This window comes from Pseudomonas sp. DF11 (assembly GCF_058148565.1).
In genome coordinates this window covers 1-19,624 of record NZ_JBYVYN010000006.1, presented here as the reverse complement: position 1 = coordinate 19,624, position 19,624 = coordinate 1, and the positions used below count along the sequence as shown (strand labels likewise).

The window sequence follows — 19,624 nt, the reverse complement described above, 5'->3', positions numbered from 1 at the left end:
GCACGCTAATGAGAACGACACAAGCTGTGGTGAAGGGATTGATTGTGGGAGCAAAGCTTGCTCGCGATGGAGGCGGCGCGATTCAGCAGGCAAACCGAGTCATCGTTCATCGCGAGCAAGCTTTGCTCCCACAGCCCCCACACAACAGGGCGATGCTGCTTCCTGATTCAGGTCAGATACGTCAGTATTGGGCTCATGCTTGATCATCGTAAAATGAGCAATTCCTCATGACCCTCACCCAACTCGAAATCTTCTCCCTGGTCGCCGAGCTCCGTGGTTTCACCGCGGCGGCGACGCGCCTGGGCATCGGCCAGTCAGCGGTCTCTCATGCCATCAAATCCCTGGAACAAGAGTTGGGGGTGGAATTGCTCAGGCGTCATCAGTCGGCGGTGGAGCTCAGCGACATTGGCCAGCAGTTGCTGCTGCGGGCCCGGGCCATGCTCGGGCTGGCCAACACTTTGCGCCAGGAAGCCGCCGATGCCCGGGGCATGCGCCGGGGCACCTTGCGCATCGGCTCGTTCGGGCCAACTTCATCGATGAAACTGTTGCCCGGTATCCTGCGGCGCTATCGAGACCTGCACCCAGGGATCGAAGTGCACATCGATGAGGGGCCTGACAGGCAGATCATCCAGTGGCTGGACGAACGGCGGATCGACGTCGGCTTCGTGGTGCTGCCCGAGGATCGTTTCGATACGTTCATGCTGATGGAAGATCAGATGGTCGCCCTGCTGTCCACTTCACACCCCCTCGCCACCCAGGCCAGCCTGAGCCTCAAGGACCTGTGCAACGACCCCTTCGTGCTCACCGAGGCCGGATCGTCGGAGTTGGTCACTCGCCTGTTCAATGCCGCCCGGCTGACGCCGAATGTGCGTTTTCGTTGCTCGCAACTGCTCAGCACCCTGGATGTCGTCAGGCGTGGAGAAGCGGTGAGCGTGGTTTCCGAAGGTTCGTTGCCGGACATCGAAAGCCCGGGCTTCGTCGCGCGGCCATTGTCACCGCCGGTGCCGCGCCAGATTGGCCTGGCGGTTTTGGACAGCCGCCAGGCCTCGCCCGCCACCCTGGCGTTCATCGAACTGGCCCGACAGCCATGAGCCCAGCACTGAACCTGTGGGAGCTTGGCATTGAACCTGTGGGAGCAAAGCTTGCTCGCGATGAAGGCACCTCGGTTCTCCAAGTGGACCGCATGATCGTTCATCGCGGGCAAGCCTTGCTCCCACAGACCTCGCTCCCACAGTCACACTGCTGTCAGCAAGTAACCGACAGGCCATCTATCATGGTCGGCATCCAACGTTTCCCCCTTCATCCCCTTTTCCCAGGTTGTGCCGATGCCCTTGACCGCCACCCGCTCGCACACCCGGCCCCGTCGCTATCTGGTCACCCTGCTTTGCGGCCTGGTGCCAATACTGTCAGGGCTGGCCATTTTGTACATGCAGGCCGAACGGACGCTGGCGCAACAAACCCGGCAGACTGCCGGAGAGCTGGTCCGACAGGTCGAGTCGATGCTCGACAATACCGCGTTGGCGGCCCGTGAGTTGCTGCCCCTGGCCGGCCAGCCTTGCGAAGCGGTCAAGCTGGCGTTGCGCGAACAAGTGACACGTCGCCCCTTTGTCCGTTCGACCAACCTGGTGCAAGACAACACCCTGTATTGCAGTTCCTTGTTCGGTGCCTTCGCGGAAAAGGTCAATCCAAACGACTACTACCAGGGCACGTTGTGGCTCATGAACGGCAACCCGGTCACGCCCAACACCGCTTTGTTGATCTACCGGCTCAACAAGGACCAGCAAGGGGTTTTGGCCACCCTCGATGGTTACTACCTGGCCAATGCCCTGCAGCTGATTGGCGGCCAGACCCGACTGCTGCTCCAGGTCGGACCGAGCTGGCTGGCCGCGGACGGCAAGGTCCAACAAACCCCGTTGCCCGCTTTGCCAGTCGCTCAGAGCGACCTCGCTTCATCGCGCTACCCCTTCAATGTCGAAGCCGGCTTTGACGAGGGAGAAGTCTGGCGCTACATGGCCCGGGAATATCCACCGCTGTTCAGCCTGCTTATCTTCTTCGGTGTTATCGCCGGAGCACTCGGACACTGGCTGCAAAAACGCACTTCATCCCCCAGTCGTGAACTGCAACGGGCACTGGGAGCCGGTGAGTTCGTTCCGTATCTGCAACCGGTCGTGCACAGCGATAGCAAACGCTGGGCCGGCGTCGAAGTACTGATGCGCTGGAACCACCCCAAGGAAGGCCTGGTTCGCCCGGACCTGTTCATTCCATTCGCCGAACACAGCGGCCTGATCGTAGCGATGACCCGGGCGCTGATGCAGCAAACCATGCACCTGCTGGTGCCGTTGGCACCTCGACTCGAAGCGCCGTTTCATGTCGGCATCAACATCACCGCCCGTCACTGCCAGGACTTGGCACTGGTGGACGATTGTCGCGAATTTCTCGGTGCCTTCGCACCAGGTACGATTACCCTGGTACTGGAGTTGACCGAGCGCGAGCTGATCGAACCTACGCCCGTTACCCAACAACTGTTTGGCCAACTGCGGGAACTGGGCGTCAAGATCGCCCTCGACGACTTCGGCACGGGTCATTCCAGCCTGGCGTACTTGCGCCAGTTCAATGTGGACTTCTTGAAGATCGACCAGAGTTTTGTCGCGATGATCGGTGCCGATACCCTGTCACGGCACCTTCTTGACAGCATTATCGAACTGTCGGGCAAACTGGGCCTGGACATGGTTGCCGAGGGTGTCGAAACCGTCGAACAAAGCGACTACCTGAGCGCCCATGGGGTGAACTTTCTACAGGGTTACCTATTTGGTCGACCGATTAGCGGGCAGGCGTTCATTGAGACGTTGGCCGGCATTAATGGCAGTTAACCGCCGCCGATCTATTGACGACGATGCGCCAACTGGTAAAAACGTTTGCTGTTGTTACATAACGAAAAAGTTACGATTTACACTTTCCGGATTAACTACTACAATTTTTTCTACCTGTGCCAGATAGCAGGAGAGTCATTAACACTGAGTCGCTTCAAGGCGCTTAGCTTATAGCTTTGTTTGCGGTTGATATCAGCCAAATATTTTGATTGGAGTAACGATTTTGTCCAGACTCGCTGAATTTCGTGCAGCCGAAAAGGCCCTTCAAGAACAGCTCAAGCAGCTGGAGTCGCTGAAGAACGATGCCGGGCTCAAGAAGGAAATCGAATTCGAGGAAAAGCTCCAGGGACTGATGAAAACCTACGGCAAGAGCCTGCGCGACATCGTCGCGATCCTCGACCCGAACCCGTCCAAGGCCAGCCTGCAATCGACCAAACCCACCAAGACCCGCCGTGCGCGAGTGGTAAAGGTTTACCAGAACCCGCACACCGGCGAGTTGATCGAGACCAAAGGCGGCAACCACCGCGGCCTGAAAGCCTGGAAAGAACAGTACGGTGCAGCTACCGTCGATTCCTGGTTGCGTAGTTGACAGTGCGTGGCTGACAGCCTCCCTGCAAAAAAGCCCTGAATACACTCAGGGCTTTTTTATGGGCTAAACTTCTGGATTAAATCCCGGGTGTATTACGCTGACGGCGTTATAGTTTCAAACTGTTTCGCACCGACTGTATTTCATCCTGGCTTTCAACAAACACCTGCGCCTGCCCTGCATAGGACAGCACATAGGCCTTGCCCTCATTTAGTGCTGCGACGAGGGTCTGAGACAATACATGTCGCCCGTTTTGTGTGATCGTACAAGTGGTTTCCAATGCAGTTACGCCGCCCAACATGGAAGCATGGATCTTAGTGCATACACTCTGGTAACCACCCTGGAAAAAATCCTTCTGGATTGATTTGCGCATTTCCAGCAATACGCCTTGCAAGTTGACCTGGTGATCGGGCTCGACAGTGGTCGTGGTCAGTTCCATGACCATCACGGCATTGCCTGCCGAATCGCTCTTGGTTGCACGTTGTCGCTGGGGGGCCGGCGCCGTAGAGGCCGATACATCGGCGGGCAGCGGCTCGACAACCCAACCCTGGGGCCAAGCGACCTGCGGTTCGGCCGCCTGGACACCACCAACACTCGCAACACAGGCAAACAGCAGGACAAACAGCGAAGGGAACGGTCGAATCATTGCGTTGGCACCCAGGGACGAATCGTCAAGTCTGAAGCCCGAGGCAGGACCAGGCAAGAGCCACACGCGGTTTGGCGATGCCGCGCCCCTTGCGTATCATGGGCGCACCTGCAAGGACGCTGTTTGACGCAAGCCCAGGAACCGCCGCAGCAAGGTTGCGGCGCCGTTTGCCCCACTTATTTTCCGGAGGGCCCATGAGCCTGCACGAACTCAATACTTTCCCGGGCGTGACTGCCCAACCCGACACCGCCACGGCCAAATTCGTCTTCAACCACACCATGCTGCGAGTCAAGGACATTACCAAGTCGCTGGATTTCTACACCCGCGTGCTGGGTTTCTCGCTGGTGGAGAAACGCGACTTCCCGGAGGCCGAATTCAGCTTGTATTTCCTGGCTTTGGTGGACAAGAGCCAGATTCCAGCGGACGCGGCGGCGCGTACCGAGTGGATGAAATCGATCCCTGGCATCCTCGAACTGACCCACAACCATGGCACCGAAAGCGATCCGGCGTTCGCCTACCATAATGGCAACAGCGACCCACGCGGCTTCGGCCACATCTGCATCTCTGTACCGGACATCGTCGCAGCCTGCGAGCGCTTCGAAGCACTGGGTTGCGATTTCCAGAAGCGCCTGAACGATGGCCGCATGAAGAGCCTGGCCTTCATCAAGGACCCGGATGGCTACTGGGTCGAAATCATCCAGCCTGCGCCGCTGTAAGCTCCATCACCGCCCATTCTGTGGGACCTGGCTGCTCCCGTTCGACGCGGTCAAATGTGGGAGCGAGCCTGCTCGCGATGACGGCGGCACATTCAGCATTGATGCAGGCTGATCCACCGCTATCGCGAGCAGGCTCGCTCCCACATTGGTTAGTGGTGAGTGCATGAAATAGCCAATAAAAAACCCCACGAGCCACTGGCCCATGGGGTTTTGTTTTTTCCGCTATTGCCAGCTTATGCCGGCGCGGAGGTACGGATCAGGTGGTCAAAGGCGCTTAGCGAAGCCTTGGCCCCCTCGCCCACCGCAATCACAATCTGCTTGTACGGCCCGGTGGTCACGTCACCGGCGGCGAACACACCAGGGATCGAAGTTTCACCCCGGGCATCAACGATGATCTCGCCACGCGGCGACAGCTCGACGGTGCCTTTGAGCCAATCGGTGTTGGGCAACAGGCCGATCTGTACGAAGATCCCTTCCAGCGCCACGTCCAGCACTTCACCGCTTGGGCGGTCCTTGTAGCGCAAGCCGTTGACCTTCTGGCCATCCCCCGTCACTTCGGTGGTCTGGGCGTTGGTAATCACGGTCACGTTCGCCAGGCTGTGCAGTTTACGCTGCAACACCGCGTCGGCACGCAGTTGCACATCGAACTCCAGCAGGGTGACATGGGCCACGATACCGGCCAGGTCGATGGCCGCTTCGACGCCGGAGTTACCGCCGCCAATCACCGCCACGCGCTTGCCTTTGAACAGCGGACCGTCGCAGTGCGGGCAGTACGCCACGCCCTTGTTGCGATACTGCTGTTCGCCCGGTACGTTCATTTCGCGCCAGCGGGCACCGGTCGCCAGGATCACGGTCTTGGCCTTGAGGTTCGCACCACTGGCGAACTTGATTTCATGCAGCCCGCCGTCCTTGCCCGGCACCAGGGCGTCGGCGCGTTGCAGGTTCATGATGTCCACGTCGTACTGCTTGACGTGTTCTTCCAGGGCGACGGCCAGTTTCGGCCCTTCGGTTTCCTGGACCGAGATGAAGTTCTCGATGGCCATGGTGTCGAGCACCTGGCCGCCGAAACGTTCGGCCGCCACGCCAGTGCGGATGCCTTTACGAGCGGCGTAGATCGCCGCCGAAGCACCGGCCGGGCCACCGCCGACCACCAGTACATCAAAGGCGTCCTTGGCACTGATCTTCTCGGCCTGGCGTTCGATACCGCTGGTGTCGATCTTGGCGAGAATTTCTTCCAGGCCCATGCGGCCCTGGCCGAAGTTCACCCCGTTCAGGTAAATGCTTGGAACGGCCATGATCTGGCGTTCATCGACTTCGGCCTGGAACAGCGCACCGTCGATAGCGACGTGGCGAATGTTCGGGTTCAGCACCGCCATCAGGTTCAGCGCCTGGACCACGTCCGGGCAGTTCTGGCACGACAGCGAGAAATAGGTCTCGAAGTTGAACTCGCCCTTGAGGGAGCGAATCTGTTCGATGACTTCGACACTGGCCTTCGAAGGGTGGCCGCCGACTTGCAGCAAGGCCAACACCAGCGAAGTGAATTCGTGGCCCATGGGAATGCCGGCAAAACGCAGGCTGATATCGGCTCCCGGGCGATTCAACGAGAACGAAGGCTTGCGCGCATCGGTGCCGTTGTCGAGCAAGGTAATCTGGTGGGAAAGACTGGCAACGTCTTTGAGTAACGCGAGCATTTCCTGGGATTTCGCACCGTCGTCGAGGGAGGCGACGATCTCGATCGGCTGGGTGACCCGTTCCAGGTATGACTTCAACTGAGCTTTAAGATTGGCGTCCAACATACGGGCGATTTCCATTTTTTGAATTTCAGAAAAAACAACGCCCGAGCGAATCTCGCCCGGGCGTTTTTTGGGGCGAAGCGGCTTACTTGATTAAGAGCGAATCGCCCTCGGATGACTCACCGGCTTAGATCTTGCCGACCAGGTCCAGGGACGGAGCCAGGGTGGCCTCGCCTTCTTTCCACTTGGCTGGGCAGACTTCGCCCGGGTGAGCGGCAACGTATTGAGCGGCCTTGATCTTGCGCAGCAGCTCGGAAGCGTCACGGCCTACGCCGCCATCGTTGATTTCAACGATCTTGATCTGGCCTTGCGGGTTGATCACGAAGGTACCGCGGTCAGCCAGGCCGGCTTCTTCGATCAGCACGTCGAAGTTGCGGGAGATGACGTGGGTCGGGTCGCCGATCATGGTGTACTGGATCTTGCCGATGGCTGGCGAAGTGTTGTGCCAGGCAGCGTGGGCAAAGTGGGTGTCGGTGGAGACGCTGTAGATCTCGACGCCCAGTTTCTGGAATTCGGCGTAGTTGTCGGCCAGGTCTTCCAGCTCGGTTGGGCAAACGAAGGTGAAGTCAGCCGGGTAGAAGAACACGACCGACCACTTGCCTTTCAGGTTGGCGTCGGATACTTCGACGAATTCGCCGTTTTTGAAAGCGGTAGCGTTGAACGGTTTAACTTGGCTGTTGATGATAGGCATCGATGTTTCTCCGTCAGGGTTGAAAGTTGATGGAGAGGATCTTAACCACTCATCCCCAGGCTGGCTCATTGGCAAACCTCATGCAAATGATTGGTTTTGGCTATCAGCAGCTAAGTAGATAGAAGAAAACTTAATATGGCGAGCAGACTCGCTCGCCATAGGTTCAGTGGGGATCAGGAGGCCACGGGGGTACGCATCGTCACGAATTCTTCGGCGGCGGTCGGATGCACGCCAATGGTCTCGTCGAAATCGCGCTTGGTGGCACCCGCCTTGAGGGCAATGGCCAGTCCCTGGACGATTTCCCCGGCATCCGGCCCGACCATGTGGCAGCCCAACACCTTGTCGGTCTTGGCATCCACCACCAGTTTCATCAGGGTGCGCTCCTGGCAGTCGGTCAAGCTCAGCTTCATCGGCCGGAAGCGGCTTTCGAAAATCTCTACCGTATAGCCTTCCTCCTCGGCCTGCTCCTGAGTCAGACCCACCGTGCCAATGTTCGGCAGGCTGAACACGGCGGTGGGAATCATCCGGTAATCCACCAGGCGATACTGCTCAGGCTTGAACAGACGTCGCGCCACCGCCATGCCTTCGGCCAGGGCAACGGGGGTGAGCTGGACACGACCGATCACGTCGCCAATGGCCAGGATCGACGGTTCAGTGGTCTCGTATTTTTCGTTGACCTGGACAAAGCCTTTCTTATCCAGCGTGACTGCGGTGTTCTCCAGGCCAAGATTGTCGAGCATCGGTCGCCGGCCGGTGGCATAGAACACACAATCGGTGATCAGCGTCTTGCCATCCTTGAGCTCGACCCTGAGGCTGCCATCGTCGAGTTTTTCGATGGACTTGATGTCGGCGTTGAACTGCAGATCCAGGCCACGCCGGGTCAGTTCTTCCGCCAGGTGCTTGCGCACCGCACCGTCAAAGCCGCGCAAGAACAGCTCACCGCGATAGAGCAGCGAGGTCTGCGCGCCCATGCCGTGGAAAATCCCGGCGAATTCCACCGCGATATAACCACCGCCCACCACGATGATGCGCTTGGGCAGTTCCTTGAGGAAAAATGCCTCGTTGGAGCTGATGGCATGCTCGCGCCCCGGAATGTCCGGGATCACCGGCCAGCCGCCGGTAGCGATCATGAGGTGCTTGGCGGTGTAGCGCTGGCCATTGATCTCGACCTCATGGGGCCCGGTGATCCTGGCGTGACCTTCGTGCAGCACCACGCCACTGTTGACCAGCAGGTTGCGGTAGATGCCGTTGAGGCGATTGATCTCCCGATCCTTGTTGGCGATCAGCGTGGCCCAGTCGAAACTCGCCTCCCCTGCCGTCCAGCCATAGGCCGACGCCTGCTCGAAGTCCTCGGCGTAATGCGCGCCGTAGACCAGCAGTTTTTTCGGCACGCAGCCCACGTTGACGCAGGTGCCACCCAGGTAGCGGCTTTCCGCCACGGCCACCTTGGCCCCGAAACCGGCGGCAAACCGCGCCGCCCGTACACCACCGGAACCGGCGCCAATCACATACAAGTCAAAATCGTAGGCCATTTTCTATCTCCTTCGGCAGGTCATCAGCATACCTGCTGTTTTCACCTGAGGCAGCGTTGCGATGGTTATGGGGGCGGAAAATGAAAAAGCCAGTTGGATTGGCTCATGTCGATCGGCCAAGCCCAAAACCTGTGGGAGCGGGCTTGCTCGCGAATGCAGTGTGCCAAGCGACATCAATGTTGGCTGTGCCGCCCTCTTCGCGAGCAAGCCCGCTCCCACAGGGGGTTGGCATGTGTGATTGATGATTTGCGCGAGACTTTTCCCCGAAAAAAAAAGCCCCGAACCAGTCGGGGCGTTTTTTCAAGGCGCGGCGCAGGCTATCAGTAAGCCTTGCCGGTCTTGTAGAAGTTCTCGAAGCAGAAGTTGGTCGCGTCGATGTAGCCTTCGGCGCCACCGCAGTCGAAACGCTTGCCCTTGAACTTGTAGGCCATGACGCAGCCGTTCTGGGCCTGCTTCATCAGGGCGTCGGTGATCTGGATCTCGCCACCCTTGCCTGGCTCGGTCTGTTCGATCAGGTCGAAGATGTCCGGGGTCAGGATGTAGCGACCGATGATCGCCAGGTTCGACGGCGCGTCTTCAGGTTTTGGTTTTTCGACCATGCTGTGGACGCGGTAGATGTCGTCGCGGATCATTTCGCCGGCAATCACACCGTACTTGTTGGTTTCCTGCGGATCGACTTCCTGGATCGCCACGATGGAGCAGCGGAACTGCTTGTACAGCTTGACCATCTGGGTCAGCACGCCGTCGCCTTCGAGGTTGACGCACAGGTCGTCCGCCAGGACCACGGCGAACGGTTCGTCACCGATCAGCGGGCGACCGGTCAGGATCGCGTGGCCCAGGCCTTTCATTTCGGTCTGGCGGGTGTACGAGAACGAGCACTCATCCAGCAGTTTGCGGATGCCGACCAGGTATTTTTCCTTGTCGGTGCCCTTGATCTGGTTTTCCAGCTCGTAGCTGATGTCGAAATGGTCTTCCAGCGCGCGCTTGCCACGACCAGTCACGATGGAGATTTCAGTCAGGCCCGCATCGAGGGCTTCTTCGACGCCGTACTGGATCAGTGGCTTGTTCACCACCGGCAGCATTTCTTTGGGCATGGCTTTAGTCGCTGGCAGGAAGCGAGTACCGTAACCGGCTGCTGGGAACAAGCATTTCTTGATCATATAAGTCCTTGAAAAGGCGGTGTGTACGAGTTTCGGCGCAGTCTAATCAGACGAGGGGCACCTTACAATGCCCGCACTGGCCAACCGATGCCATCATAGAGAAATAAAAAACGACGGATAGTTCAATCGCCTTTCGTTTCGATGGCGGCAGCCGACCCACTGTACGCCAGTGAGCGCTGTTTGCGAGCATTTGACGTATCATGGCGCCCTTGATCACGCCAATGAGGCAGCTAGATGTCGGCAACAAGAAACGCAAACGGTTATTCGGTCAGCCAGGACAAGGACGGCCAATGGTGGATTATCAACTACCATGGCGAGCAGGTCGCCGGCCCTCTGCCCAGCAAAACGATGGCGGTAGAAGTGGCGGCGGTATTCCAGGACGAACGCTCCGCCCCGGCGGCCAAGGAACGTGACACAGCCCCGGCACGCAGCCCCCGCCGCAAGAAGTAAACAGACAAACCCCAAGTAAATGACGCACGGCATTGAACGGGGCTTTGTTTATCTGTACCGGAATGGCCATTCGCTATACTCTCGCGCCTGCCCCTCCCTTCTTGATGACGATTCCATGAAAACACTTCTGGCGCTGTTTGCCGTCCTGGCCTTGGCGGGCTGTGCCTCTGCCGAAAAAACCTACCTGAACAATGGCGAGCAGGGACTGACCATCGACTGCTCCGGCGAGGCCAATGACTGGGCCACCTGTTACGAGAAAGCCGATGCCTCCTGTGCCGGCACCGGCTACCGCATCGTCGGCACCGATGGCACACCGCAGGCCAAGGAAAGCGAAAAGACCCTGGGTGTCGACGTCGGCAACTACACCAGCCGCAGTGTCGTGGTGGTATGCAAGTAAGAACTACATGTGGATCTCGGCGAACTTGATGCCCAGGCCGCGTATGGTCTCGATCAGTTCGTCGAGGCTGCTGAAGGATTCGACTTCATCCTGCTCATCCACCAGGAAAAAACTGCGCCCGGCGCTTTTCTTGAAGAACACGATCCATTCACCCGGGCTTGCCGGGTTCTGGATCACATGGGTGGCAGATATAAGACCTTCTGCATGGCGCTCACGCACCTGCTCGCGCTTCATCGTCTGACTCCATAAATGACAATGCCGCCAACGTTGACCGTGGCGGCATTTTTTGTCGAGGGCAGCAGTTTATCCGATGCCCGGCCCGCTCGTCAGGCGCCGCCTGCGATCAGCCGGAAATGCAGGCGTTGGCCGCATCCTGCACGTCGCCCGGACGTACCGGTACGTTGGACATGCTTTCGTGCAGCTTGATGCTGCTGCCACTGGAGCGCTCGTCAATGTCGAACACCGCAGCCGGCAGAGTCGACAGTTTGCCCGGGACGATCAGCCGCACACCACCGTTCTTGTGCGGTTCCACTTGCAATGGACCACGGCTGCTGGCCAGCTTGTCGGAAACACACTTGGCATATTCGTGGGGTTTCTTTCCGGAAATGACGCTCATGGTGGGCGGCGTCTGGTTGATGTCCGATACCGATGCACATCCACTCATGGCCAATGCCAACACCCACACGCTGCGCTTCATATGATTCCTCCAATAAAGACCCTCCGACAGTGCAGACGCCGTTTTTCTCCGGTGCCGCACCGCTTTTTTTATCCCGCTTCCTGCGATAAATGAACAAAGCCTGGAGCGCGGGCCGGATATTAACACTCGGGGCTGATAAACTGCGCATCATTGCCCTTGCTATCGTTTTGATTTGGTAGAAAAAGCCCTCTGGAGGCGCCCCATGAAATTCATTCACCAGCGCGAGCACCTGAACGAAGACGACATCGTCGTCATCGAATGCTCCCAAATGTGCAACATCCGTTTGATGAACGACGCCAACTTCCGCAGTTTCAAGAACGGCGGCCGGCACACTTATCATGGCGGCGCGTTCGATACCTTCCCGGCCAGGATCACTGCCCCTAGCACCGGTTTCTGGAACATCACCATCGACACCGTGAACCGCCGGGCCATCAGCGTCACACGCAAGCCGACCCTGACCCACAAGATCAAAATCATCCGGCGTTCCAGCTCGAAACTGAGCTGAGCATCGCCCTTTCAAGAAAGGCAAGACCGTGACCCACACGACCAAATACGTCATCAAGTACAAGCTCAACGGCGAACGCCGTTTCGAGTTCGCGCAACTGGAAAACGGCACCGAGGAAGAAGCCAAGGCAGCGTTGCAAAAGCTGCATGGCGAAACCGCCGACGTGATCAGCGAAGTCAGTGTCAGCAAAGCGCTGTAACGGCTCACCCCGATTGATTGTTGTAGCACCTGGTCGGGTATGTTTTTTGTGGCGAGGGGATTTATCCCCGCTGGGCTGCGCAGCAGCCCCAAAAAGGCTGAATGTAACCAACCTGACACACTGCGCCGCTGGGTTCGGGGCCGCTTCGCAGCCCAGCGGGGATAAATCCCCTCGCCACAGGGAATGGCGCACCGCAAGAATCGGAGTGCCCGGCAACGCAGCACTACGCAGACTGAACAGTCCTTCCACCAAGGATTGCTATCGTGCCCCCTACGTCTTCCCTGCCCCAACACCTCGCCAACCTTGACTGGCCCGCCCTGGAACAGAGCCTCGATCAGGACGGCTGTGCAATCATTCGCAACCTGCTGCCGCCAGCGCAATGCCGGCTGCTCGGTGATTTGTACGCCGATACCGGACTTTTCCGTTCCCGGGTGATCATGGCCCGTCACGGATTCGGGCGCGGCGAGTATCAGTATTTTCGCTATCCGCTGCCCGACCTCGTCCAGCAATTGCGTCAATCCTTGTATCCGCAGCTGGTTCCGCTGGCGAACCGCTGGAACGAATACATGGGCCTTGAGGTGCGATACCCCGACGAGCACGCCGACTTTATCCAGCGCTGCCATGCCGCCGGCCAACAGCGCCCGACGCCGTTGCTGCTGCAATATGGCCCGCAGGATTACAACTGCCTGCACCAGGATTTGTACGGTGAACAGGTGTTCCCACTACAAGTCGCGATCCTGTTGTCGGAACCGGGCCGGGACTTCAGCGGCGGTGAGTTCGTGCTGACCGAGCAACGCCCGCGCATGCAATCGCGGCCGCAGGTCATCGATCTGAAACAAGGCGACGCCGTGGTATTTGCCGTGCATCAGCGGCCGGTCAAAGGCGTTCGCGGTTATTATCGGGTGAACATGCGCCATGGCGTCAGCTGCGTACACAGCGGCAGGCGGCAGACCTTGGGAATCATTTTTTATGATGCGCAATAACGACACACCACTCACATTGGACCTGTTCGCCGACCAGGCGCCCACCACGTCCGGCCAGGTCGAACAAATCGGCCAACAATCCTTCGTGCTGCGCGGTTTCGCCTTGGCCTGGCTCGACCGTTTGCTGCCGGCCCTGGAAACGGTCTTGCAGGCCGCGCCGTTCCGGCAGATGGTCACGCCCGGTGGCTTTACCATGTCGGTGGCCTTGAGCAGTTGCGGCGCGCTGGGCTGGACCACCGACCGCAGCGGCTATCGCTACACCGCCCATGACCCACAGACCGGCCAACCCTGGCCCGAGATGCCGGCGGTGTTTCGCGAACTGGCCCAGGCCGCCGCCCGGCAGGCCCGGTTCGAGCATTTCGAGCCCGACAGTTGCCTGATCAACCGCTATGTGCCCGGTGCACGGATGTCGCTGCATCAGGACAAGAACGAACGCTCCCTCGCCGCCCCTATCGTCTCGATGTCCCTGGGCTTGCCGGCGGTGTTCCAGTTCGGCGGCTTCGAGCGCAGCGACAAGAGTATGCGCATCCCGTTGTTCCATGGCGACATCGTGGTCTGGGGCGGCGTGGACCGTTTGCGTTACCACGGCGTGCTGCCGCTCAAGGAAGGACAGCACCCGCGCCTGGGCAGCCAACGGATCAACCTGACGTTCCGCACCGCCGGATAAAGGTGCAGAATTCAACCGCAAGACCCGGAGTGTCGCCCCCTGAATGGCTCGTTATTGTAGGCAAAACGGGCCAATGGACATAACGACCATGAACAGCACTTCGAACAATCTCGCCCCTGAACTGGATCCGCGCTGGGCCGCCGTGCTCGCCCGGGATCCGCGCGCCGACGGGCAATTCGTCTATGGCGTGAAAACCACCGGCATCTATTGCCACCCCAGCAGCCTGTCGCGGCTGCCCAACCCGCGTAACGTCGAGTTCTTCGACACCCCGGAACAGGCTCAGGCAGCCGGTTATCGCCCCAGCAAGCGCGCGGCCAGGGACCAGACCCAGGTCGCCGCCCAACAAGCGGCTAGAGTTGCGGCCGCCTGCCGGCAGATCGAAGCCGCCGAAGAACTGCCAGGCCTGAATGAACTGGCAGAAAGCGCCGGCTTGAGCCCTTTCCATTTTCATCGGGTGTTCAAGGCGGTCACCGGCCTGACCCCCAAGGGCTATGCCGCCGCCCACCGTTCGCGCAAGGTGCGCGAGCGCCTGGCCGATGGTGGGACGATCACTGATGCGCTGTACGACGCCGGTTTCAATTCCAACAGCCGCTTCTATGAAGCCGCCGACAAAGTCCTCGGCATGAAACCCGCCGACTACCGCGCCAAGGGGCAGAACACTGACATCCGTTTCGCCGTCGGCCAATGCTCCCTCGGGGCGATCCTGGTGGCGCAAAGCGAGCGTGGCGTGTGCGCGATCCTGTTGGGGGACGACCCGGACACGCTGGTGCGGGACCTGCAAGACAAGTTCCGCCGGGCCAACCTCATCGGTGCCGACCACGCGTTCGAGCAGTTGATCGCCCAGGTGGTGGGCTTTATCGAAGCACCGGCGCTGGGCCTGGACCTGCCCCTGGACCTGCGCGGCACCGCGTTCCAGGAGCGGGTCTGGCAAGCCCTGCGGGACATTCCACCGGGCAGCACCGCCAGCTACGCCGAGATCGCCCAGCGCATCGGCATGCCCAAGGCCGTGCGCGCCGTGGCCCAGGCCTGCGGTGCCAACAGCCTGGCGGTGGCGATCCCCTGCCACCGGGTGGTGCGCAGCGACGGCAACTTGTCGGGCTATCGCTGGGGCGTGGAACGCAAGCGTCAGTTGCTGGCGCTGGAACGCTCGTCCGCGGACTGAACGCCGATGTAGATCGCCACGGATTCGTCGCCGCTGTAGACCTCGAAATCGGTGGTGAAACGACGCAGTGTCTGCGGGTTATCCGCAAAGTACGCCCAGATCAGGCCCCAGGTCTGGATCACGCAATCGGGCATCGGCCCCTTGGCCGCAAACATCAGGTAATCCCCGCCTTCGATGTCCACGGCGGGGAAGCCTGCGCTCGTCGCATCCACCTGCACGCCGGCGGTCACATCGAAGTAGCCGGTCGCATCGGACTCATAATTGGAATACACCCCGTAGACGAATGACTCCGACCGCCGGGCCGGGATTTTGTCGAACAGCTCTTCGGTGAAGAACTGCTGCCACATCGGACCGATCCGGGCCGTGTCGGGTTGCTGCTCATCGGTGTTGCGGGTGCGCACCTGCAGACCGGCCACGGTGAAGGGTTCGACGGTCTTGAGTTTCACTTCCATGAGTCAGGCTCCTTGATGAATGAAGCCGCATGGTAACCCTCCCGCCGTGGGGATCAAGCTACGGTGCGCCATTGAAAAACTCGACTGGCCCTGGCCGGGGTACACCTGCTAAAAACGCTGTTTCCTTTCTGCCGTCGGAGACCCGCCCATGAGCCAGTGGCCAGATACGCGCATTCTTGACCTGCTCGGAATCGAGCTGCCGATTATCCAGGGGCCGCTGGCCGGGGTGACGGGGCCGGCCATGGTAGTCGCCACCTGCAATGCCGGCGGGCTGGGTTCGATGCCGGCGGCAATGCTCGATGTCGAGCAACTGCGCCAAGCGCTGACGACCATCGGTGAACAGACCGACAAACCATTCAATGTGAATTTTTTCTGTCACCAGCCGCCGGCCTTCGACGAACAGCGGGCCGAGGCCTGGAAGCAACGGCTCAAGCCGTACTACCAGGAACTGGGCGCGGACTTCGACGCACCGACGCCGGTGTCCAACCGCACCCCCTTCGATGATGCCGCCTGCCGCGTGCTGGAGGAGATGCGTCCGAAAGTGGTCAGTTTCCACTTCGGCTTGCCGGAAAAGTCCTTGCTGGATCGAGTGAAGGCCACTGGCGCGAAAATCCTCTCGTCGGCCACCACCGTCGAGGAAGCCATCTGGCTGGAACAGCACGGTTGCGACGCGATCATCGCCATGGGCTATGAAGCCGGCGGCCATCGCGGGATGTTTCTCAGTGATGACCTCAACACCCAGGTCGGCCTGTTCGCCTTGCTGCCGCAGGTGGTGGATGCGGTGAAGGTGCCGGTGATCGCTACCGGCGGCATCGGCGATGCCCGGGGAATCGTCGCCGCGTTCGCCCTTGGCGCCTCGGCGGTGCAACTGGGCAGCGCCTACCTGTTCACCCCCGAGGCCAAGATCAGCGCGTCCCATCACCGGGCGCTGCGCACAGCCAAGGAAAGCCAGACCGCCGTCACCAACCTGTTCACCGGCCGCCCGGCCCGAGGCATCGTCAACCGGGTGATGCGCGAAGTGGGCCCGATGAGCCCGCTGGCGCCGGCCTTTCCCCTGGCCGGCGGGGCATTGATGCCGTTGCGTGCCAAGGATGAGGCGGACTTCAGCAACCTCTGGGCCGGCCAGGCGTTTCCCCTGGGTCGCGAGTTGTCGAGCGCCGAGCTGACCCGGCGGCTGGCCGAGGAGACATTGGCCCGATTGAACAGCCGTGGCAGTTCCTGACTCATCATCGCCTATCAGGCCGCCATCGCGAGCAGGCTCGCTCCCACAGGGGATTGCTGGCCACCACGACATCTGGGCACACCACTGGACCTGTGGGAGCGGGCTTGCTCGCGAAAGCGGTGGGTCCGTCGACTGAAATGTTGAACATACCGCCGTCTTCGCGAGCAGGCTCGCTCCCACAGGGGTTCTGGTGTGGCTGCAAAAGGTATGTTCGCCATAGATTCAATGTGGGAGCGAGCCTGCTCGCGATGGCTGTCTCCCTGTTGTTGATCCCCGACAAAATGCCGCGTTCCGTTTACCAGCCATTCGCTATATATTTCCGTATATAGCGAATATGACCCTACGGAGCCGTCCCCATGCCCTTCCCCCGCTTCGCGCCGTTGCTGCTGACCACACTGTTTACCGTTGGCACCGTCCAGGCCGATGAGGTGCAAGTGGCGGTCGCCGCCAACTTCACAGCCCCGCTACAGGCCATCGCCGCCGATTTCGAAAAAGACACCGGACACAAAGTGGTGGCGGCCTACGGTGCGACCGGACAGTTCTACACGCAGATCAAGAACGGCGCGCCATTCGAGGTCTTTCTCGCCGCCGACGACAGCACCCCGGCCAGACTCGAAAGCGAAGGTGACACCGTCAAGGGCTCGCGCTTCACCTACGCGGTCGGCACGCTGGCGCTGTGGTCGGCCAAGGACGGTTATGTCGACAACCAGGGCCAGGTACTCAAGGGCAACGCTTTCCAGCATCTGTCCATCGCCAACCCGAAAGCCGCGCCCTATGGCCTGGCCGCGACCCAGGTGCTGGACAAGCTGGGCTTGACCGCGCAGGTCAAGAGCAAGATTGTCGAAGGCCAGAACATCACCCAAGCCTATCAGTTCGTCTCCACCGGGAATGCCGAACTGGGCTTCGTCGCTCTGTCCCAGGTGTACAAGGATGGCAAGGTAACGGGCGGTTCGGCCTGGATCGTCCCGGCCGAACTGCATGACCCGATCAAACAGGACGCGGTGATCCTCGGCAAAGGCCGTAACAATCCGGCCGCCCTGGCACTGGTGGATTACCTCAAGGGCCCTAAAGCCGCCGCTATCATCCAAGCCTACGGTTATCAACGCTAAATGCCACTGACCAGTGCCGACTTCGCAGCGATCTGGCTGACCCTGAAACTGGCGTCGTTGACCACGGTGATCCTGCTGCTCATCGGCACGCCCATCGCCCTGTGGCTGTCGCGCACCCGCTCCTGGCTGCGCGGGCCAGTGGGTGCGGTGGTGGCGTTGCCGTTGGTGTTGCCGCCCACGGTGATCGGCTTTTACCTGTTGCTGGCGTTAGGGCCTAACGGCTGGATCGGCCAGCTCACCCAGGCCCTCGGGTTGGGCACCCTCACCTTCAGCTTCACCGGGTTGGTGATCGGCTCGGTGATCTATTCCATGCCATTTGTAGTACAGCCATTGCAGAACGCCTTTGCCGCGATCGGCAGTCGTCCCCTGGAAGTCGCCGCGACCTTGCGGGCCAGTCCTTGGGATACCTTCTTCAGCGTCATCCTGCCCCTGGCCCGCCCCGGTTTTATCACCGCGGCGATTCTCGGCTTTGCCCACACCGTCGGCGAATTCGGCGTGGTGTTGATGATCGGCGGCAACATCCCGGAAAAAACCCGGGTGGTGTCGGTACAGATCTACGACCATGTCGAAGCCCTGGAATATGCCCAGGCCCACTGGCTGGCGGCGGCGATGCTGGTGTTTTCATTCCTGGTGCTGCTGGCGCTGTATTCCAGCCGCCGAACCCGTGCCGGTTGGAGCTGATCGATGATTCACGTGCGTTTGCAGCTCGACCACGGGGCTTTTGCCCTGGACCTGGATGTGCAACTGCCAGGCCGTGGCGTGACCGCACTGTACGGGCCTTCCGGTTCCGGCAAAACCACCTGCCTGCGCTGCATTGCCGGGCTGGAGCGACCGCCCCATGGCTTCATCGAGGTCAATGGCGACGTGTGGCAGGACAGTGAACACGGTGTATTCGTGCCGCCCCATAAACGGCCGGTGGGGTATGTGTTCCAGGAGGCGAGCCTGTTCGCCCATTTGTCGGTGCGAGCCAACCTGGCGTTCGGCCTCAAGCGCATTGCGCCGGCTCAACGGCGGGTGGATATGGACCAGGCGACTGACTTGCTGGGCATCGGCCCCTTGCTCGATCGGCCGCCGCACAACCTGTCCGGTGGCGAACGCCAGCGGGTGGGCATCGCCCGCGCCTTGCTCACCAGCCCACGACTGCTGCTGATGGATGAACCGCTGGCGGCCCTCGATAGCCGGCGCAAAAACGAAATCCTGCCTTATCTGCAACGGCTCCACGATGAGCTGGATATCCCGGTGCTGTACGTCAGCCATTCCCAGGACGAAGTGGCGCGCCTGGCCGACCACATCGTGCTGCTCGATGCTGGCCGCGCTCAGGCCAGCGGCCCCATCGGCGAGACCCTGGCCCGGCTCGACCTGCCATTGGCCCTCGGGGATGACGCCGGGGTGGTGATCGAGGGCAAGGTCAGCGGTTATGACCCGACTTATCAATTGCTGACCCTGAACCTGCCCGGCAGCCAACTGAACGTACGCGTGGCCCACACCTCCCTGGCCCTCGGCCAACCGCTGCGTTTCAAGGTCCAGGCCCGGGACGTCAGCCTGAGCCTGGCAAACGATGCCCAGACCAGCATCCTCAATCGCCTGCCAGTCACCGTGGTCAGCGAACAAACCGCCGACAACGCCGCTCATGTGCTGATCCGCCTGGAAGCGGCCGGCACGCCACTGTTGGCGCGTATCACCCGGTATTCGCGCGACCAGTTGAAGCTGCATCCGGGGCAGGTGTTGTGGGCGCAGATCAAGGCGGTGGCGGTGTTGGCGTAGGACCCCGTAGCCAAATGATCTCA

The 19,624-nt window shown here is 60.4% G+C and carries 23 protein-coding genes; 15 read left to right on the top strand and 8 right to left on the bottom strand.

Annotated features, from left to right (window positions below; translation table 11 throughout):
- Window positions 1-227 precede the first annotated feature (227 nt).
- The 3 genes from AC30D9_RS18295 to AC30D9_RS18285 all read left to right on the top strand — a co-directional run bounded on the left by AC30D9_RS18295 (window position 228) and on the right by AC30D9_RS18285 (window position 3,459).
- Window positions 228-1,091, top strand: coding sequence for a LysR family transcriptional regulator (locus tag AC30D9_RS18295; RefSeq protein WP_307571083.1), 864 nt, complete (start codon window positions 228-230; stop codon window positions 1,089-1,091).
- 234 nt (window positions 1,092-1,325) lie between these two features.
- Entirely contained in the window at window positions 1,326-2,870 is a 1,545-nt protein-coding gene (locus tag AC30D9_RS18290; RefSeq protein ID WP_490144527.1) for an EAL domain-containing protein, read from the top strand.
- Between the two features lie 223 nt (window positions 2,871-3,093).
- Window positions 3,094-3,459, top strand: coding sequence for a histone-like nucleoid-structuring protein, MvaT/MvaU family (locus AC30D9_RS18285; RefSeq protein ID WP_307571085.1), 366 nt, complete (start codon window positions 3,094-3,096; stop codon window positions 3,457-3,459).
- Between the two features lie 106 nt (window positions 3,460-3,565).
- Here AC30D9_RS18285 and AC30D9_RS18280 read toward each other — a convergent pair whose 3' ends face one another.
- Entirely contained in the window at window positions 3,566-4,102 is a 537-nt protein-coding gene (locus AC30D9_RS18280; RefSeq protein ID WP_307571086.1) for a DUF4946 domain-containing protein, read from the bottom strand.
- A gap of 194 nt (window positions 4,103-4,296) precedes the next feature.
- Between AC30D9_RS18280 and gloA the strand changes: the two genes are divergently transcribed.
- Entirely contained in the window at window positions 4,297-4,818 is a 522-nt protein-coding gene (gloA, locus tag AC30D9_RS18275; protein ID WP_134923867.1) for a lactoylglutathione lyase, read from the top strand.
- Between the two features lie 233 nt (window positions 4,819-5,051).
- On the opposite strand, the gene ahpF is transcribed toward gloA, so the two are convergent.
- From ahpF to galU, 4 genes are all read right to left on the bottom strand, one after another.
- Window positions 5,052-6,614, bottom strand: a complete 1,563-nt coding sequence (ahpF, locus tag AC30D9_RS18270; RefSeq protein ID WP_490144526.1) for an alkyl hydroperoxide reductase subunit F — start codon at window positions 6,612-6,614, stop codon at window positions 5,052-5,054.
- Between the two features lie 124 nt (window positions 6,615-6,738).
- Entirely contained in the window at window positions 6,739-7,302 is a 564-nt protein-coding gene (gene ahpC / locus AC30D9_RS18265; protein ID WP_134923866.1) for an alkyl hydroperoxide reductase subunit C, read from the bottom strand.
- Window positions 7,303-7,475: 173 nt separating this feature from the next.
- Window positions 7,476-8,834 carry a glutathione-disulfide reductase gene (gene gorA, locus AC30D9_RS18260; protein WP_490144525.1) on the bottom strand — a complete coding sequence of 453 codons (1,359 nt, stop codon included), beginning with the start codon at window positions 8,832-8,834 and terminating at the stop codon, window positions 7,476-7,478.
- 320 nt (window positions 8,835-9,154) lie between these two features.
- Window positions 9,155-9,994, bottom strand: coding sequence for a UTP--glucose-1-phosphate uridylyltransferase GalU (gene galU / locus AC30D9_RS18255; protein ID WP_003182953.1), 840 nt, complete (start codon window positions 9,992-9,994; stop codon window positions 9,155-9,157).
- 234 nt (window positions 9,995-10,228) lie between these two features.
- Between galU and AC30D9_RS18250 the strand changes: the two genes are divergently transcribed.
- Window positions 10,229-10,444 (top strand): hypothetical protein, encoded by a 216-nt coding sequence (locus AC30D9_RS18250; RefSeq protein WP_134923864.1) that lies wholly within the window; start codon window positions 10,229-10,231, stop codon window positions 10,442-10,444.
- A gap of 115 nt (window positions 10,445-10,559) precedes the next feature.
- Window positions 10,560-10,841, top strand: a complete 282-nt coding sequence (locus tag AC30D9_RS18245) for a hypothetical protein (RefSeq protein ID WP_134923863.1) — start codon at window positions 10,560-10,562, stop codon at window positions 10,839-10,841.
- A gap of 3 nt (window positions 10,842-10,844) precedes the next feature.
- Here the strand turns inward: AC30D9_RS18245 and AC30D9_RS18240 are convergent, their stop codons facing one another.
- On the bottom strand, window positions 10,845-11,075 hold the full coding sequence (locus AC30D9_RS18240; RefSeq protein ID WP_109755196.1) for a hypothetical protein: 231 nt from the start codon (window positions 11,073-11,075) through the stop codon (window positions 10,845-10,847).
- 109 nt (window positions 11,076-11,184) lie between these two features.
- On the bottom strand, window positions 11,185-11,538 hold the full coding sequence (locus AC30D9_RS18235; protein ID WP_109755197.1) for a hypothetical protein: 354 nt from the start codon (window positions 11,536-11,538) through the stop codon (window positions 11,185-11,187).
- A 202-nt stretch (window positions 11,539-11,740) separates the two neighbouring features.
- Between AC30D9_RS18235 and AC30D9_RS18230 the strand changes: the two genes are divergently transcribed.
- From AC30D9_RS18230 to ada, 5 genes are all read left to right on the top strand, one after another.
- On the top strand, window positions 11,741-12,043 hold the full coding sequence (locus tag AC30D9_RS18230) for a DUF1883 domain-containing protein (protein ID WP_003182962.1): 303 nt from the start codon (window positions 11,741-11,743) through the stop codon (window positions 12,041-12,043).
- A gap of 28 nt (window positions 12,044-12,071) precedes the next feature.
- Window positions 12,072-12,242, top strand: coding sequence for a hypothetical protein (locus AC30D9_RS18225; protein ID WP_167659312.1), 171 nt, complete (start codon window positions 12,072-12,074; stop codon window positions 12,240-12,242).
- A 263-nt stretch (window positions 12,243-12,505) separates the two neighbouring features.
- Window positions 12,506-13,225, top strand: a complete 720-nt coding sequence (locus AC30D9_RS18220; RefSeq protein WP_490144524.1) for a 2OG-Fe(II) oxygenase — start codon at window positions 12,506-12,508, stop codon at window positions 13,223-13,225.
- Window positions 13,212-13,892 (top strand): DNA oxidative demethylase AlkB, encoded by a 681-nt coding sequence (gene alkB / locus AC30D9_RS18215; protein ID WP_490144523.1) that lies wholly within the window; start codon window positions 13,212-13,214, stop codon window positions 13,890-13,892. The genes AC30D9_RS18220 and alkB overlap by 14 nt, the downstream gene beginning before the upstream one ends.
- Window positions 13,893-13,980: 88 nt before the next feature.
- Window positions 13,981-15,054, top strand: coding sequence for a bifunctional DNA-binding transcriptional regulator/O6-methylguanine-DNA methyltransferase Ada (ada, locus tag AC30D9_RS18210; RefSeq protein ID WP_490144522.1), 1,074 nt, complete (start codon window positions 13,981-13,983; stop codon window positions 15,052-15,054).
- On the opposite strand, the gene AC30D9_RS18205 is transcribed toward ada, so the two are convergent.
- A complete protein-coding gene (locus AC30D9_RS18205; RefSeq protein ID WP_134923860.1) occupies window positions 15,018-15,506 on the bottom strand; it encodes a GyrI-like domain-containing protein in 489 nt (162 codons plus the stop codon). The genes ada and AC30D9_RS18205 overlap by 37 nt on opposite strands.
- Before the next feature lie 148 nt (window positions 15,507-15,654).
- Between AC30D9_RS18205 and AC30D9_RS18200 the strand changes: the two genes are divergently transcribed.
- The 4 genes from AC30D9_RS18200 (at window position 15,655) to modC (ending at window position 19,601) form a co-directional block, all read left to right on the top strand.
- On the top strand, window positions 15,655-16,728 hold the full coding sequence (locus tag AC30D9_RS18200; protein ID WP_307571092.1) for an NAD(P)H-dependent flavin oxidoreductase: 1,074 nt from the start codon (window positions 15,655-15,657) through the stop codon (window positions 16,726-16,728).
- Window positions 16,729-17,084: 356 nt separating this feature from the next.
- Window positions 17,085-17,837, top strand: coding sequence for a molybdate ABC transporter substrate-binding protein (modA, locus tag AC30D9_RS18195; RefSeq protein WP_490144521.1), 753 nt, complete (start codon window positions 17,085-17,087; stop codon window positions 17,835-17,837).
- Window positions 17,838-18,518 carry a molybdate ABC transporter permease subunit gene (gene modB, locus AC30D9_RS18190; RefSeq protein ID WP_490144520.1) on the top strand — a complete coding sequence of 227 codons (681 nt, stop codon included), beginning with the start codon at window positions 17,838-17,840 and terminating at the stop codon, window positions 18,516-18,518.
- Between the two features lie 3 nt (window positions 18,519-18,521).
- A complete protein-coding gene (gene modC, locus AC30D9_RS18185; protein ID WP_490144519.1) occupies window positions 18,522-19,601 on the top strand; it encodes a molybdenum ABC transporter ATP-binding protein in 1,080 nt (359 codons plus the stop codon).
- Window positions 19,602-19,624: the final 23 nt, after the last annotated feature.